This window comes from Novosphingobium sp. ZN18A2 (assembly GCF_036784765.1).
Classification (GTDB): Bacteria; Pseudomonadota; Alphaproteobacteria; order Sphingomonadales; family Sphingomonadaceae; genus Novosphingobium.
On record NZ_CP136651.1, the window covers coordinates 1567611 to 1584257 of the forward strand.

The following is a 16647-nucleotide window of genomic DNA, read 5'->3' on the forward strand; positions in this document are numbered from 1 at the left end:
GGCCGAAGGCGCCTTCAAGCTGCTTCGGTGCCTTCGTCCCTGTCCTTGCCGCGAAGCATGGTTGCCAGCCGGCTGATGGCAATGCGCGATGCGTCGCTTGTCAGGGCGGTCACGCCAGCAATATTCCGGGGATAATAGAACAGCTTCATGCGCGGGCGTTCGCCGGTCGTCCATAACCTTGTCCATGGCGCCGCCTTGCCCAGAAACTCGAAGTGGGTCAGCCCATTGCGGGCCGCACGTTCGATGCTTTCCAGCATCAGGATCTGGCCCGGAGAGCATCGGGCAAACTGCTCGTCGTATCCGATCTTCAACAGCCAGAAGCGATTGTCGCATTCGACGGCGATCTGGACCGCGGCAATATCCGACCCGATCTTCAGGAACGCGATGCGCAGGATGCCCTCTCCGGCGGCGAGCTTCGCGTATCGACGATAGAATGCGCTTTGAAAGGGATTGTCCGCGATCGCGGTGTTGGCGTGGCCTTTCCATCCCCTGGCTTCGATGTCTATCGCCCGGTCGAGCAAGTCCGTGACATTATCGGTCGTGGGCGAATGGAATTCGAAGCGCAATGCCCCCGCAGATTCCGCCCGGCGGCGCATCCGGCGAAAGTCGGCCCGGCGTCGCGCGTTGAACCTGTCAGGCGCGCTGGTCCAGCTATCGTCGAGTTCGATAAACGGAGATCCTTCGGTGGCGAAGGTGAACAGGATGCCGGCCTTGCGCGCCTGCCGCACCATCGCATCGGAGAACGCGGTATCGGCCGGGGGCTGGCCAAGCCGGATCGGGCGCTTTTGCGCAAGCATGAGCGCAGCGAGATTTTCAGCGGCGACCTGGCCTGAACAGGCCGGCTCGCACGGTTCGCCGAGTTCTTCTGCGGTGGCGAGGCAGAGCGGGCCGCGCCTGCTTTGCTGCAACATCAGCGCGATTGCACCATCCGTTTCCAGCAATTGCGACGTTCTGCCACGGTTTTCGGCCGCAAGTCCGGCTTCGTTCCAGATGCGGTGCTGCATCGGCGTGGCCGATACCGGCAGACAGGCATCCCACCGCGCGCGCGGCGGCAAGTTGCCTGTCGCCGGTGAGCGTTCCGGGACGCCGGCGCTGTCGTTGACTGCTGCGGCGGTGCCTGTCTTGCGCATGTCCCGCTGGGCATCCGCCTCGATGCCGCGCGGCGGTTGCCGGACAGGGCCAACCGCTTGACGGCGCACCGCGCCGGGCGATCCGTTCACAGATGCTTCCATCTCCTGAAACGTCACCAGGAATGGCTCCAGTAAGTCACCATCTCCGCGCGGGGAAAAACCCAGCGGGCGATCTCGGGTGAAAGCAGGCGTGTATTGCGGTTCAGATGGTTGCGCAGACCCTTGTGAAACGGGTTCGTCCAATCGAGCGGATACCACGTCTCGCCATCTAGGAGGGCCACACGCCCGATGTGCACGGTTTCCTTTTGCCGATCGGTTAGATTCCGAACGACCGGCGCGATGCGTTTCATCAGGGCCTCGTCGTCGAGGCGCTGGAACTCGTCGAAGCTGCGCTTGAGCAAGACGGGGCCGGTCAGTTCTTCCGGACCCGCGCGTAAAAGCATTTCCGCCGTCGGGTGGCTTTCGAAGATATCGATCATCCGCTGGACAACCAGCAGCCAGAATGCCTGGCCCGGGCGCGACGCCATCATTGCATTGGGCACCGAATGCTCGAATGACGGGTCGTTGCCCATCCGGCCGAGAACGACGGCCTCATTGCGCTGGCCAAGGTTCAACGGCTTCAGGCATTCGCTGTCCATATCGGCGTAAAATCCGCCGAATGCGAACAGGAAGAGGTATCGCACCGCGTCGGCCCGGAATATCTCCTTCGGGAATGCGTCATACATGTCGAGCAGCCAGGGGAACGCCTTCGCGATGAACGCGCGATTGTCCTCGTCGTCCCACAGGACCACTTGCGCTTCGGGGTTGCGGTCGATGATCGTCTGGCGCCAATAACGATAGTTGCCCGGGATGTCGGAACGGCTTTTCCAGGTCTGGAAAATGATCGGCGGAATGCGGTCGAAATGCACCGGTTCGGGGGGCACGATCCGCTCTACGGCGGAAGGTTCCGGAATGCCCACCATCGCCCCGCCCGGCGCAATTCGCGTTACCACGCCAAGCGATCGCCAACCGGACGGGTCGGCCAGCGCCCGCACCACACGCTTCATTCTCCGGCCAAGCGGATCGGTCATGTTTTCGGTTCGGCTCCGCACGTTCTGAAATCGCCCGCATTGTAGGCGATCGGCCGGGCCTTACCCAATTCAAATCAAGGGTAATCCTTATGCGCAATGGCTGGATTTCCACGTGAAATGATAACTTTCACAGCATTGAAATCCCGATGTCGATAGCGCGTCGACTGGAATGGGCCGCAGGCTGGCAAGGCCGTGCGCAGGTAACGTTTGGAGCGTGGGTTGGAGTTAACGTTCGTCGGCCTTTTCCAGATTGTGGTTGGCGGTCTGATCGTCCTTGCCGGTCGTCCGGGCAGCGCGCTTGCGTTCCTTATCGCCAGTTCGCTGTTCGATGGGTCTGCCGCGATCGTATTGCCGGCACTGGGCGGATCGTCGATCCCGCCCGTGCAATTCGCTTTGCTGTTCGTCTATCTGCGCATCCTCGTTCCCCGGGGCGGATTGTACGGCCACTTTCCGGCGGCGTTGCGCGCAAATGCCTGGCTTGTGCTGTTTTGCCTCTATGGACTGGCGATGGCATTCATCGGCCCACGGCTGTTCGCCGGATCGATCGACGTCTTTCCCATGCGCCCGAACCCGAACGGGGGACTTTTCGACGTGGTTCCCCTGCATCCCACGTCGCAGAACCTGACCGGCGGCACCTATATGGTCGGCGCGATGTTGCTTGCAGTCGGCGCCTATGTCCTGGCGCGATCGGAAAAGGCCACGGATGCGCTGGTTTCCGCATCGGTGTGGAGCGGATGGTTTCTGATCGTCACCGGCCTGCTCGATGTCGTTTCGCGCGGGACGCCGCTGGAAGGTGTCCTCAACATGTTCCGCAATGGCGATTACGCGCAATTCAGCGTGGACGTTCAGGGCTTCGTGCGCATTCGCGGACTCATGCCGGAAGCGTCGACTTATGCGAGCTGCTGTTTCGCCTTTTTCGTGGTCAACAGCGAGCTTTGGTATCGCGCCATCAGACCGCGCGCGACGGGCTGGCTGGCCATCGCACTCAGTCTGGTGCTGCTGCTCAGCACGTCGTCCACCGCATATGTGGCGCTGGGCGCATATTTCGCGTTCCTTGTCGTGCGTGCGCTCGCCCTACCGCGTCTGGTTCCCGACGGCAGGATCAGGCGGATCATGGGCTTCGCCTTTATCCTGTTATTCTTGGCGGCGGTAATGTTGGCCGTCGTGCCCAGCCTGCCCGACGCGGTATTCAGCATGATCGTGTCGATGACCGTGGACAAGTCGTCCAGCCTGTCCGGTCAGCAAAGGCTGTTCTGGGCCTTGCAGGGTATCGATGCGCTGGTGAAATCGCATGGCCTTGGCATCGGTCCGGGCAGTTTCCGTTCATCCAGCATCTTTTTCGCGATCCTCGGTTCGATGGGGGTGATCGGCATCGTTTCCTTTACGCTCTATCTGCTTGCCGTTTTCCAGCCGATGCGGCGTTCAAGTTGGGGGCAGGCCAGTTGGGAGAAGGGGACGGATATCGCGCAGACCGCCGGCGGCGCATTCGCCAGTGCCGCGATACTTGGCCTGATCCCGGCCGCGGTCGGCTCGCCGGTTGCCAGTCCGGCCGCGACATTCACGATTTTCGCAGGTGCGGCGCTGGCGCTGCGTCCGGCCCTTTCGCGCAGCCGCCGCGCGCTTGACGAAGCGGGGCGGCAGGCTCCGGCTTCCAATCCGGCGGCGACATGATTCACGAACCCGGCCTTGGGGGTAATCAGGCGTCATCCCCGGGACAGTTGACGGCGCGGGTCGTCGCGCCCGGCGACCTTGACGATGGCCTGATTGCCGTCTGGAATTCGTTCTGCGACGCGGGCCCGCTATACCAAAGCCCGTTCTATCGCCCGCAATTCACCCTTGCGGTCGCAGGCTCGCGGCCCGACGCACGCGTGGCCGTTCTTGAGCGGGGGGGCAGGATTGCGGGATTCCTGCCGTATCATCTGGTCGGTCGCAGGGTCGCACGGCCGATCGGCGGCCAGATCAATGATTATCAGGGGCCGATCCTGGCGCCGGGAGAGTGCGTTTGCGCAGAGGCGCTGCTGTGCGCGGCCGGGCTGGACGCATACGACTACAATCACCTTCCGGCGGAACTGGCAGAGCAGATCGGCGGAGGGCGCGGGACGTCGGTTTCGCCGCAAATGGACCTTCGCGGCGGGTTCGATGCCTATGCCGGACGCCAGGGCGCGACTTGGCGCAAGCGGCAACGGAAGCACGAGCGGCTTGTGCGCAAGACAGAGCGTGAAATCGGCCCCCTCCGCTTCGACTTCCACGATGGCTCGGACAGCGTGTTCCAGAGTCTGGTGGAGATGAAAACGCGGCAATACCAGCTCATCAAGCCCGGAATGAAGATGGCAACGGGTTGGGAGGTCGGCACCTTCGAACGGCTGCGCAACAGCACCGAACCCGGCCTGACGGGCACAGTCAGTACCCTACGCGCGGGTGACCGGCTGATCGCGGCCCATTTCGGCATGCGTTCGGCCGGTGTGCTGCATTGGTGGTTCCCGACTTATGACCTTTCGCTGAAGGCATACGGTCCGGGATACACGCTTCTAATACTCCTTGCCCAGAACGCAGCCGAACAGGGGATAGAGGTTATCGACTTCGGCAAGGGGGCGGAGCAATTCAAGTTCGACATGGCGGACAGGTTCGTTCCCCTGAAGGAGGGATCGATTGCAAGGCCGGGAAGTCTTGCCGCGATCCTGCGTGCCGGCGGCGAACGACTCGTCTCGGTCGCAAGCCACCTTCCGCTCGGCCGGTATCGCGACCATCCACGCAGGGCGGTTGCAAGGTTGATACGCCCGACCAGCCTTCCCCCGACCAGTCTGGCCCCGACCAGTCTGGCCCCGTCCAGCCTTGCGAAGTGACTTCGCGGGTCGGGCCGGTGCGGATGTATCCGAAAGGATTAAGACCAACGGCCCGGCGTGCAAGCCGGAAGTACGGTTGTCTGGTTATGGCGGGCTAGGGCGATTTCTGGCCCCGGATTCATGCGGTATGACGTTCGGAGGGAAATGTGCAGATGCAGCGCCGCGGCGCTGCGCGGGGGAAGAAACTTCAGGCCGGATCGATGAATTTGCAGACATTTGAAACGATTGACAGGGACTGTGCCCCCGCCCTCAGAATCCATGTCATAGTTGCGACATGCGGCCGGGCCGAGACCGTTTGCGAACTTGTGCGCCACCTTGAACGACAGGAGCGCGCGGCGGACGGCGTCGTTGTTGTCGGCACGTGCGAGGCCGATGTCGCGGGCGTGCGCGAAGCCAGTGCGGCCGCATCCGTTATCATCGCCAAGCGGGGGCTGTGCTGCCAGCGAAATGCCGGGATCGCCCAAGTTGCCGACGATGCCGACGTGGTCGTTTTCTTCGATGACGATTTCACACCGGCGAACGATTACCTGGCGGGCGTCGATGCGCTGATGACGGCGTTTCCGGAGACCGCCGGGTTGACCGGCGATCTGGTGGACGACGGTATCCTGGACGTTCCCATCGCTTTCGAGGACGCGGTGCGCAGGCTGGAAGTGGATGGAGAACGGCCGCAGGGCACGGACCGCGTGCCCGTCAGGTCGCTGTATGGATGCAACATGGCCATCCGTCTTGAAGCGCTGGGCGATCTTCGCTTCGACGAGAACCTGCCCCTTTACGGCTGGCTTGAAGACGTGGACCTGACCTATCAGCTCAGCCATCGCGGGCAGATGTATGCGGCGCCGGACCTGACAGGGATTCACCTTGGCGTCAGAAGCGGGCGCCAGCCCGGGCGGCGGCTTGGCTATTCGCAAGTCGCGAACGTCATCTATTTATACGGCAAGGGGACGATGCAGCCGGATATCGGCTGGCGTCAGTTGCTGCGCAACCTTGCCGCCAATTGCGTGAAGAGCATCGCCCCTGAGCCGGAGATCGACCGGCGGGGGCGGCTGGCCGGAAACCTGATTGCCATCGGAGACTTCATGCGGGGGCGGCTCGATCCGCGCCGCATCATGTCGCTTTGAAGGAGGCTTGTGAATCGACCGTGGGCGCCCGGTTCCCCATCCAGGACGTTACAGGCCGCAAACATCCGCTCGCGGTGCGGCTTCGGCAACCGATTGCGGTCGTGTCGTGACCGCGACCCCGCTTCAGCCCCCGCTTCGGGTTGCGCTGGTCATGGACGATGTCGGCCGCCCGCCCGATTGGGTCATGCGGCTCGCCACGCGCATCCATGCGGATCGCGGCCTGCGCCTGACCGCGCTGATCCAGCCGCGCAACGGCACGGCAGGGCGCCCGGTATCGCCTTTGTTGAGCGGGTGGTTCCGCCTGGAGCGCAGGTTCGCTGCCCGGTCCGAGCCGGCGGACAGCCACGCCTATTTGCAGGCGGTCGAATGCGCGAAGGTGGTCAGTGAGGAGGACCGGCCCGCGATCGAAGCGGCTCGTTCCGATGTCATTATCGACCTGACATCCGGGGCGGGGCGCGGCATCGATCCCGGCCTTGCGCTGCACGGGGTCTGGTTCATCGACTCGCTCGACCCACGGGCCAGCGTTGCATCGCTTCTTGCGCGATCGCCGGTATCGCGTTTGACCCTGCTGCGCCGGACGTCAGACCATAGCGCACCCGCGGTTGTGGCTGCCGCCTCGCTCAATCCCAAGTACGTTGCGGCCCGCAATGCGCTTTTCATGTCCGAAAAGTCCGTGCAATTGATCATGCGCGCCTTGCGACGAACCCGCTCGACCGGCCGGCCGGACTCGCTTGCGGATCGAGAGGTCGCCGCTCTGGCAGACCCGACCGCCGGGCAGTTTTCCCGCTATCTCTGGTCGCTTGCCCGTCATTCGACCCGAAGGGCCGTGAACGATTTGCGCGCGCGGATGGGGCATCGTCCCGGACAGTTCATCCTGAAGTCCGCCGAATGCGGTTGGGACGAGTTCGATGCGTCGGCTGCCACGGCTCACATTCCCGACGGCAACAGGTATTTCGCCGATCCGTTCCTGTGGGACAGGGACGGGCAAACCTACTGCTTTTTCGAAGAGTTCGATTACCGCAAGGGGCGAGGCCACATCAGCGCGGGCCGCTTCGAAGACGGGCAATTGACCGATGTCGGGCCAGTCATCCAGACCGCATACCACTTGTCGTTCCCGTTCCTGTTCGAAGCCGACGGGCAGCTCTATATGTTGCCCGAAACGTCGGAAAAGCGGCGGCTGGAGGTCTGGAAATGCATCGAATTTCCGGATCGCTGGGAACGGCACGCCACGGCATTGGAAGGAATTGCCGCATCGGATTCGACGATCAACCTGATCGGCGGCGAATGGTGGCTGTTCACCAATATTTCGACCGATCCGTTCCTTGAAATGAACTCTGAACTGCACGTCTTCCGTGTCGACGGACCCGATCTGGCGAAATTGGAGCCCCATTCCTTCAACCCGGTGGTGTTCAATTCGCGCAGCGCGCGCAACGCGGGCCGCATCCTCGAGATGGACGGGCGGCTTTACCGGCCCGCGCAGGACAACTCTCATGGCTATTACGGTTATGGCTTGCGGCTGATGGAAATCAGACGCCTGTCGATGGACGATTACGAGGAAGTGGAGGTTCGCCAGATCCTGCCCGATTTCGAACCCGGCATAATCGGCTGCCATCACCTGGACATTCGCGACGGCAGGGTAATCATCGACGTGCGAAAGAAGGTGGGCGCCCGTGCCTGATACGGCCGTCACATCTCTCGTTCGGGTGGCCGAACAGGTGCGGGGAGGGCACATGGGCGTGCCGCAACCGTCGTCGATTGACCAAATCGTGATCGTCAACGATTTCGCGACGACCGCCGGCGGCGCGACCGCGATCGCGCTTTCGGCCGCCGAACTTTACCAGCAGCAGGGTTACAAGGTCACGTTCATCAGCGGAGACGGTCCGTCCGAACGGCTGCGCGCGCTTGGCATCGAGCACGTCGCGCTCAATGCACCGGCATTGCTGAAACTGCCGTTCCGCAAGGCCATTGCGCAAGGGTTCCATCACGGGGCCGCGGCGCGCGCGGTTTCGGAGTGGATAGCCCGGCACGATACGCCGGGCACGGCCTATCATCTCCACAACTGGTCCCAGATCCTTTCGCCCGCGATATTCTCCGCGCTGCGTCCGGTTGAGGGCAGGCTGGTCGTGACCTGCCACGATTTCTTCAACATATGCCCCAACGGGGGCTTTTCGCATTTCGGTGACGCTGCGGTCTGCCAGGCACAGCCGATGTCGTTGCAGTGCCTGGCAAGCAACTGCGACCGGCGCAGCTATGCGCAAAAGATCTGGCGGACGGGGCGGCATGTAAACCTGAACGTGCAGGCGCGCTTCGCCCGCAGCAAGGCAACCTTCACGTTCCTGCACGAAGCGATGCGGCAAAAGTTCGTGGATTGCGGTTTTGCCGCGCCCGATCTGGTCACGATTCCCAACCCGGCCCATGCGTGGACCGACCGGCGTATCGAGGCGGAGCGCAACCGGGGGCTGCTGTTTGTCGGTCGCATCGCAAGGGACAAGGGGGCGGATATCGCCATCCGCGCGGCAAAGGACGCCGGACAGAAAATCACGCTTGTCGGTTCGGGCGAACTGGGACGCATGCCTGAGGAATCCGACGGCGATGTCGAATTTGCCGGTTGGTGCGACCGGGAAGAAATCGCCGCCATTGCCAGTCGTGCGCGTGCCTTGATCGTGCCGAGCCGGATCCTTGAACCCTTCGGCCTGGTCCTGGTCGAAGCGGCGATGAGCGGATTGCCCGTCATCGTCGCGTCGCACGCGCTTCTGGCACGCGATCTCGTGGACATGGGGTGCGGCGTTGCGTTCGGCATGGGGCGATCGGCCGGACCGGGCAGCCCCGAACCGGGCCGTGTGGTCGCTCGCCTTGCCACCGACGACGATCTGGTGCGCCGTATGAGCCATGCGGGCTTTGACGGCGCGAGAAGGCTTTGCAGCGATCCTGTCGAATGGATTTCCGCCTTTATCGCCATATTCGAACGCAAGATCGAAGCGTTCCGGTCGGCTGGCGGGGTGTCAACGTGACGCGGGACAGGCTGCACCTTGCGGATTTCGCGCGCCTGGGTGCGCCGTCCGGTCGCGCAACCGGAATTTCGCATCGCACAACGCTCGCTTTGTCGAAAGTCGCTACCTCGTGGCCGGATAGCGCGGCATTGGTGCGGTCAACGGTGGAAAACGATGGTCAGGCGGTGGGCAGTGCAAGGCGCGCGCTTCATGCTGCTCTATGTTCGGTTGAGACTTTGTCATGAAACTGCAAGCGGCACTTATGGCTTCACACGCAGGGATAGAGCAGCGAGGGGCAGAGCGGCGCGTCCTGCGGCTTAACGTGACGGTATCGTCGGATGGCGAGGCCGCGTCCGCTTCGGTCGACGACCTGTCCAGGACGGGGTTGCGGATTGAAACTGGGGGGAGGTTGTCGGTCGGTGAGGAAATCGTGGTCGAGCTTCCGAACGGAAAGCTTATCGAAGCGCGGATCGTCTGGGCGGATCGCCCCAGGTACGGCTGCGAATTCGTGACGCCGATATCCAAGGCGATCTTCGGCGCCATCGTGCTTGGGGCGGGGACGGACGCGCCCCCTCCTGTCGAGAAGTACCGGATCGAGGAAGTCGCGGTCGGCATGGACCTCGAAGTCCTCGCCCAGTGGACGATGGAGTTCGAGCAGGGAGCCTCGAAGCGGGGCGAGCGGCTGCTGGCGTTCCGATACAAGGAAGGCAAGATTGTTGCGATGATCGCGCGTCTGAATTGACGCGCGATCGCGCGGGCACTTGGCAAATCAACGGGCTTTAGCCGTCAGGTGGTGTGCAATGAAATCGGTATTGGCCGCGTCGGCCCTGTTCATGCTGAGCGCATCCGGATCGCCGACCGTCGTGGGGACGCCGCTGGACATGTGCGGTCTGCGCCTGGTGTTCCAGGACGATTTCAGGGATCTGAGCATCTCCGACTGGCAGCTTGATGGCCGAAGGTGGATGGCGCACACGCCCTGGCGCGGCGATTTCGGCGACGCGGCATTTACCGATCCGGGGCCGCAGGGGCCGTTTGCGATCGGCAAGGATGGACTGGAAATCACGGCGCGACGCGATGCCGCCGGAAAGTGGCGATCCGGCCTGATCGCGGCGGCAGACGCTTCGGGAAAGGGAACGGGCATCCGTTACGGCTATTTCGAGGCCAGCATGCGCTTCCCGCCAGGCCCCGGCACCTGGCCCGCCTTCTGGCTGATCAGCCTGCAGCCGGTGGCGGAAAGCGGACCACGGGTAGAGATCGACGCAGTCGAGTATTACGGCCACGCAACGGACGAATACCATTACGCATGGCATGTCTGGTTCAAGGGCAAGGACGAGCACCTGAGCCGGAGCGGCGGCGGCAAGGTGGCGGTGCCCGATGGCGCGCTGGTTGACGGCTTCCACACGTATGGCGTGCTTGTCGAACCGCGGACGACGACCTTCTACCTCGATCGCAAGGCTGTGGGGCAGGCACCCACGCCTCCGGAACTGACGACCCCGCTCTATCCGCTGGTGAACCTTGCGCTGGGATCGGGCTACCCGATCGACAAGACGCCGGACCCTTCCGTGCTGAAAGTGAAATACGTGCGGATGTACGCGGGCAAGCCGGGCCGCTGCGATCCCGGCGCGCGCAAATAATCCGTTCCTGCGATCCGGAGGAAGGTCTCCGGAACCGTTCCGCCTTCCAGCGCAATCGAACCGGAAAATCGCGATCGGTCCCGGAACAAAGGCGCAGGCTGTCGATTGGTCCTTTACGGTGCAGGTCGGCACAGACAGGGGGAATCGGCGCTGTTATAAATCGTTTTCAACATCGGAATCTGCCGGACGCGCATTGAACTGCGCAGGCGCCACTACCCGGTACCTGACTCCGGCATTGCGGCACAACAGGGCACGGACAAGATGAAACTCAAGATCAACGACAAGGATATCGAGGTCGAGACCGACGGCGATGTCCCGCTGCTGTGGGTGCTGCGCGACAACCTTGGCATGACGGGCACCAAATACGGTTGCGGGCTTGCCCAGTGCGGGGCCTGTTCGGTCATGGTCGATGGCGTGGTTACGCGCTCTTGCGTGACCCCGGTGGAAAGCGTGGCGGGCCGTGCCATCACCACGATCGAGTCGATCGAGGAAGATCCCGTCGGCAAGAAGGTGGTTGAAGCATGGGTGCGTCACCAGGTTCCCCAATGCGGGTATTGCCAGTCCGGCCAGGTCATGGCGGCAACATCCCTGCTGAAGCAAAGCGCTCATCCGGGCGATGACGAAATCCGCGCGGCCATGATCAATCTGTGCCGATGCGGCACCTACAATGCGATCCGGGCCGCGATGCACGATATCGCAACGGCGGAATCGGCGTCGGCCGATGTCAGCGCGGGGGCGGTTGCGGCAGGCGGTGCGGCCGTGGCGGCGGCGGCAGTCGCGGGCGCCGCACTCTTGCGCTCGAAAGACAGCAAGGGAGACGCGTGATGGCGCTGGACATCGATGAAAGTCGGCCGGTCTATTCAGGCGACGACCGGTTTCCCAATGGAGAGCCGGTCAACATTTCCCGGCGCCGCTTCCTGCTGGCGTCGGCCGGGGTTACCAGCGGCGCGCTGGTGCTTGGCTTCGGCATCCCGGTGGGGCCGGCCCGGGCACAAGGCGGCACGCCGCCGCTTCCCGACGCGGCGCGACACCTAAAGGTTCCGGCATTCCTTGAAATCCGTCCGGACAATACCGTGAGGCTGCAAAGCCCCTTCATGGAGGGCGGCCAGGGTCCGTACACGGCCATGGCGCAGATCGTTGCCGAGGAACTGGATATCGAACCGTCCGCCTTTTTGGTCGAGGCGGCGCCGGCAGATCCGGCATTCCTGATCATGCCTGGAATGATGCGTATCACAGGCGGTTCCATGTCCGTGCGCTCAACTTATCCGACGATGCGCAAGCTGGGCGCGTCGGCGCGGTACATGCTGATCGAGGCTGCGTCCCGTCGCATGGGCGTTCCGTCTTCCCAGCTTGAGACAGAGCCCGGCAAGGTAATTCACAAGGCATCGGGCCGTTCGCTTTCCTATGGCGAACTGGCCGGTTCGGCGCTGGATATGGCGGTGCCGCCGGAAGACATCGTCAAATTGCGCGATCCGGCAACGTTCCGCTGGATCGGCAAGCCGGTCGCGCGTCTCGACATTCATGAAAAGTCTACCGGCAAGGCGCTTTACACCATCGACATGGCTGTCGACGGGATGCTGCATGCCGCGGTCCAGCACGCACCGCGCCTGGGCTTGACCGTGCGCACTATCCGCAATGAAGCGCAGGTAAAGGCGATGCGCGGCGTGCATTCGGTGCACCGCCTGAAAGGGGCCGTTGGCGTTGTAGCAGAACGCTGGTGGCATGCAAAACAGGCGGCCGAAGCGCTGCAGGTGGACTGGGACGATCCCAAGACCGAAACCGACGTTCGTTACATGCCCGCCGATTTTTCGACCGAAGGGTTCACCACTACTCTTGCAGCCGCGAAGGGGCCGGGACAGGAGGCCGAAAGCAAGGGCGATTTCGCGGATGCCTTCGGCAAGGCGGCCACGACGCTGGAAGCGACGTATTCGAGCCAATACCTCCATCATGCGCAGCTTGAACCGCCCTCTACGCTGGCACGCTTCAACCCGGACGGCACGCTTGACCTGTGGACGCCCAACCAGGCGCCCAGCCAGTTTCAGGCGGATGCGGCGAAGCTGGCCGGGATCGATGCGGATAAGGTCAGGATAAATTCGTCCTACCTTGGCGGGTTCTTCGGCCGGCACTTCCTTTACGGGCCTGGAAATCCTTACCCGCAGGCGATCGCACTGGCCAAGGCCACGGGCAAGCCGATCAAGCTGATCTGGAGCCGTGAGGAAGAATTCCTGCGCGATCCGATGCGTCCGATGGCGGTTGTAAAGTTCCGCGCCGGACTCGATTCCGATGGCCTGCCCGTCGCGTTCGAAGCGGTCAGCGCGTGCGAGGGGCCGACCGAAGGCATTGCCAACAAGCGCGGCGATGCGCTCGATCCAACGGCGCTGGAAGGGCTTACCGGTAAAAGCTACGCAATCGCCAATACGCGCATCGCGCAGATCTTCGTGAAGAATCCGGCCACGCTTGCCTATTGGCGGTCGGTCGGAAACTCGATGAACGATTTCTTTTACGAAACTTTCCTTGACGAAGTGGCCGACAAGGGCGGGCAGGACCCCTATGCGCTGCGCAGGCACCTGCTCAAGGATAACAAACGCCTGAGCACCCTGCTGGAAGCCGTTGTTGACCTGTCTGGCGGCTGGAAGCGGGGGCCGTTCACGGCCGACGACGGCACGCGGCGCGCCCGCGGCATCGCCATGGCGTCTCCGTTCGGTTCGCACGCCGCCGCGATTGCGGAAGTCTCGATCCGGCAGGGGCAGGTCGTTGTCCACGATGTGTGGGAAGCGCTCGATCCGGGCAGTATCGTGAACCCCGCCATCATCGAGGCGCAGATACATTCCGCCGCGGCGCTTGGCCTTTCCGAAGTGCTGCTGGAACAGGCGCTTTACAAGAACGGGTCGCCGGTTGCGCGCAACTATGACCTTTACACGATCCTCCCGCCGGACCGGATGCCCGCGGTTCACACCCGGATCGTGGAAAGCGGGGCGGAGATGGGCGGTGTTGGCGAACCTCCGTTGCCGGCGGTTCCGCCCGCTGTCGTCAATGCGGTTTCGACGCTTACGGGCAATCGTGTGCGCACGATGCCGCTTTCGAAACTGGAATTCGCCAGCTGAGCCTGTGCGCCCGTTGGGGCGCACCTCCACGGACGGTGGGCTCCACACATTGCCAATATCTGGACCGGACGAGAAACCTTGAAGACATCCCGCAAAATCCTCTTCGGAATCGGCATTCTGGTGATCGTGTTCGGTGGTTTCACGGCGTGGATCGCAACACGGACGCCGGCATCGCCATTCGCCGGTGTGACCCCCGCCAGACCGGACCAGGCGATGATGGATCGTGGAGCCTATGTTGCACGCACGGCGGATTGCGTGGCCTGTCACGGTATGGCCGGAGAACCGGCCTTTTCGGGCGGGCTCGAAATGCCGACGCCAATGGGGTCCATCTACGCAAGCAACATTACGCCGGACAAACAGACCGGCATCGGAAACTTCTCGCTCGCCGATTTCGATCGTGCGATCCGCCACGGCGTGGCGCCCGACGGACACCGGCTGTACCCCGCCATGCCGTATCCGTCCTACGCCAAGCTGTCTGACGGGGATGTGCAGGCGCTTTACGCCTTCTTCATGAACGCGGTGCCCGCCGCGAACAAGGCACCGCCGCAGAGCGATATTCCCTGGCCGCTCAACATGCGCTGGCCGCTGGCCTTATGGAACCTGGTGTTCACCGATCCGGGCAGCTATCGCAACGATCCCGGTCACGACGCGACGTGGAACCGTGGCGCCTATCTGGTGGAAGGGCCGGGACATTGCGGAGCGTGCCATACGCCGCGCGGCCTGTTGATGAACGAAAAGGCGCTCGGCAGCGGCAGCAGCAAGTTCCTGGCCGGCGGCGTGCTTGACGGGTGGTTTGCGCCCAGTTTGCGCGGCGATCACAACATCGGACTCGGCCGCTGGAGTGAGGCGGACCTGTTCCGGTTCCTCAAGACGGGTCGCAACCGTCATGCCGTGGTTTACGGATCGATGACCGATGCCTTCAACAATTCCTTGCAATACATGCGGGACAGCGATCTGGCGGCCATCGCCCATTACCTGAAATCGCTGCCCGGCAATCCCGGAAACGACGGCGCACCGTGGAAATACGATTCATCCGCGAATGCCGCGCTGAAGATCGGCAACCGCAGCGCGCATCCGGGTGCCCAGACCTATATGGCGAAGTGCAGTTTCTGCCACGGCGCAGACGGGCGCGGGCAGGGCGAGTGGATTCCTCCGCTGGCGGGATCGGCCGCATCGCTGACGAAGGACGGAAAGTCCTCCGCCATCAACGTCACGCTCAACGGATCGCCGCGCGTGGTCGCGCAGGGTGTGCCTGACGGTTATCGCATGCCCCCGTTCCGCAACCAGCTTTCCGATAAGGAAGTTGCCGACCTGCTGGATTTCGTGCGCTCGTCGTGGGGCAATCGCGGCGGCGCGGTTTCGTCCGGCGACGTGGCCGACATGCGCAAGCGTACAACGCCTGCCAGCAGCCAGGTGATCCTGTTGCAGATGCGTTGAACGGGGGAATATCCGGCATGCCTGCGGGCTATTGCTGGACGTCTGAAATCGCGAAAGGCCGCTTGCCGAAACGCGTGACTTCGGCAAGCGGCCTTTCGCGCTTTTGGACTCATTGCCGCAAGTGCCGCAATTCCGGCCGATCGACCCGCCGTGGCGGTGCCGACCGGCCGGATCGGAAGCGTCAGTCCGGCATTTTTCCGCCGTAAACGGGGAAGAAGCTGGCCTCGCCATAGTCCTTGATCTGCTCTGCGTTCTTTAGAGTGTCCATGTCGGTCTCGGAAATCTCGAAATCGAGCGCGGCGTTGTCGCGCATGTGTTCGGGATTGGCCGTCTTGGGCAGGGGCAGCATGCCAAGCTGCAGGCAATAACGGATGCACAGGGCGGGAACCGACACGTCATAACGCTTCGCCATTTCGGCCAGTTGCCCGTTGTCCAGGATCGCGCCGTGCGCCACCGGGGAATAGGCCTCCACAAGGATGCCGCGGGCCTTGGTGTAATCGATCAGGTCGAACGGCGTGTTGCTGACGTGCGCCAGGATCTGGTTCACCATCGGCTTGACGCTGCCGTTCGAAACCAGGTTGTCGAGATCGGCTTCCTCGAAGTTCGACACGCCGATCGCGCGCAGCTTTCCGGCACCGTATGCTTCCTCGAGCGCGCGCCATGCCTCCAGGTTGCCTTCGAAGAAGTGCTCACCCTGGCGGAACTCCTTCCACGGCTGCGGGCTGTGGATGATCATCATGTCGATGTGATCCAGCCCCAGCGTCTTCAATGAGCCGTCGATGGCGTCCTTCGCTTCGGCATAGGACTTGATTTCGGCGGCGAGCTTTGTTGTCACGAACAGCTCGTCGCGCGCGACGCCGCAACTGCGCACGCCTTCGCCGACGCCGTTCTCGTTCGCATAGGCCTGCGCGGTGTCGAAATGGCGATAGCCGATCTGCGCCGCGTCGCGCACGGCCTGCGCAACCCTGGCGTCCTCTATCATCCAGGTGCCGAGGCCCAGCTTGGGAATCTCCACGCCGTTGGCAAGGGTATAGGTTTCGTTCAAGATCATTTCATCTGTCCTTTGGTGTTCGGTGCCGCCCTTGGCGGGCGCGGGCCGTATCCAGGCTCTTTTTCCAGCGTGTCCCACCTGGCAACAATGTCGGGTTCGAAAACCCTTTCGTTCCATTGGTGTGGGTCGATTTCCTCGAAACCCACGGAAACGGATTCGTCGCCGCAGCCAAGGATACCCGTTACATCGCGCACGATGGCATCGCTCAGCGCACGTTTCCGCTCGGGCGTCTTGCCCGGCCAGAGCTTGACGATCACGTGTGGCACGGCC

At 63.0% G+C, this 16647-nt stretch carries 14 protein-coding genes; 10 read left to right on the forward strand and 4 right to left on the reverse strand.

Going from position 1 to position 16647, the window contains the following annotated elements:
• Positions 1 to 14: 14 nt before the first annotated feature.
• The gene (locus tag RXV95_RS07690; protein ID WP_338468420.1) at positions 15 to 1220 is read right to left on the reverse strand and encodes a GNAT family N-acetyltransferase; all 1206 of its coding nucleotides are present in this window, start codon (positions 1218 to 1220) and stop codon (positions 15 to 17) included.
• A gap of 23 nt (positions 1221 to 1243) precedes the next feature.
• Positions 1244 to 2200 (reverse strand): glycosyltransferase, encoded by a 957-nt coding sequence (locus tag RXV95_RS07695; protein WP_338468421.1) that lies wholly within the window; start codon positions 2198 to 2200, stop codon positions 1244 to 1246.
• Positions 2201 to 2419: 219 nt separating this feature from the next.
• On the opposite strand from RXV95_RS07695, the gene RXV95_RS07700 reads away from it, so the two are divergent.
• From RXV95_RS07700 to RXV95_RS07745, 10 genes are all read left to right on the forward strand, one after another.
• On the forward strand, positions 2420 to 3871 hold the full coding sequence (locus RXV95_RS07700) for a glycoside hydrolase (protein WP_338468422.1): 1452 nt from the start codon (positions 2420 to 2422) through the stop codon (positions 3869 to 3871).
• A gap of 47 nt (positions 3872 to 3918) precedes the next feature.
• Entirely contained in the window at positions 3919 to 5043 is a 1125-nt protein-coding gene (locus RXV95_RS07705) for a GNAT family N-acetyltransferase (protein ID WP_338468423.1), read from the forward strand.
• A 200-nt stretch (positions 5044 to 5243) separates the two neighbouring features.
• Complete coding sequence (locus RXV95_RS07710) at positions 5244 to 6161, forward strand: glycosyltransferase (RefSeq protein ID WP_338468424.1); 918 nt, start codon at positions 5244 to 5246, stop codon at positions 6159 to 6161.
• Positions 6162 to 6267: 106 nt separating this feature from the next.
• Entirely contained in the window at positions 6268 to 7839 is a 1572-nt protein-coding gene (locus RXV95_RS07715; RefSeq protein WP_338468425.1) for a hypothetical protein, read from the forward strand.
• Entirely contained in the window at positions 7832 to 9172 is a 1341-nt protein-coding gene (locus tag RXV95_RS07720) for a glycosyltransferase family 4 protein (protein ID WP_338468426.1), read from the forward strand. Before RXV95_RS07715 ends, RXV95_RS07720 begins: the two co-directional genes overlap by 8 nt.
• A gap of 241 nt (positions 9173 to 9413) precedes the next feature.
• Positions 9414 to 9893 carry a PilZ domain-containing protein gene (locus RXV95_RS07725; protein WP_338468427.1) on the forward strand — a complete coding sequence of 160 codons (480 nt, stop codon included), beginning with the start codon at positions 9414 to 9416 and terminating at the stop codon, positions 9891 to 9893.
• Positions 9894 to 9951: 58 nt separating this feature from the next.
• A complete protein-coding gene (locus RXV95_RS07730) occupies positions 9952 to 10785 on the forward strand; it encodes a glycoside hydrolase family 16 protein (RefSeq protein ID WP_338468428.1) in 834 nt (277 codons plus the stop codon).
• Positions 10786 to 11046: 261 nt separating this feature from the next.
• Positions 11047 to 11610: a (2Fe-2S)-binding protein gene (locus RXV95_RS07735; RefSeq protein WP_338468429.1), complete on the forward strand. Its 564-nt coding sequence runs from the start codon at positions 11047 to 11049 to the stop codon at positions 11608 to 11610.
• Positions 11610 to 13889 carry a molybdopterin cofactor-binding domain-containing protein gene (locus RXV95_RS07740; protein WP_338468430.1) on the forward strand — a complete coding sequence of 760 codons (2280 nt, stop codon included), beginning with the start codon at positions 11610 to 11612 and terminating at the stop codon, positions 13887 to 13889. The genes RXV95_RS07735 and RXV95_RS07740 overlap by 1 nt, the downstream gene beginning before the upstream one ends.
• A 78-nt stretch (positions 13890 to 13967) precedes the next feature.
• Positions 13968 to 15326, forward strand: coding sequence for a cytochrome c (locus tag RXV95_RS07745; RefSeq protein WP_338468431.1), 1359 nt, complete (start codon positions 13968 to 13970; stop codon positions 15324 to 15326).
• Positions 15327 to 15507: 181 nt separating this feature from the next.
• Here RXV95_RS07745 and RXV95_RS07750 read toward each other — a convergent pair whose 3' ends face one another.
• Complete coding sequence (locus RXV95_RS07750) at positions 15508 to 16377, reverse strand: aldo/keto reductase (RefSeq protein WP_338468432.1); 870 nt, start codon at positions 16375 to 16377, stop codon at positions 15508 to 15510.
• Entirely contained in the window at positions 16374 to 16643 is a 270-nt protein-coding gene (locus tag RXV95_RS07755; protein WP_338468433.1) for a tautomerase family protein, read from the reverse strand. The genes RXV95_RS07750 and RXV95_RS07755 overlap by 4 nt, the downstream gene beginning before the upstream one ends.
• Positions 16644 to 16647: the final 4 nt, after the last annotated feature.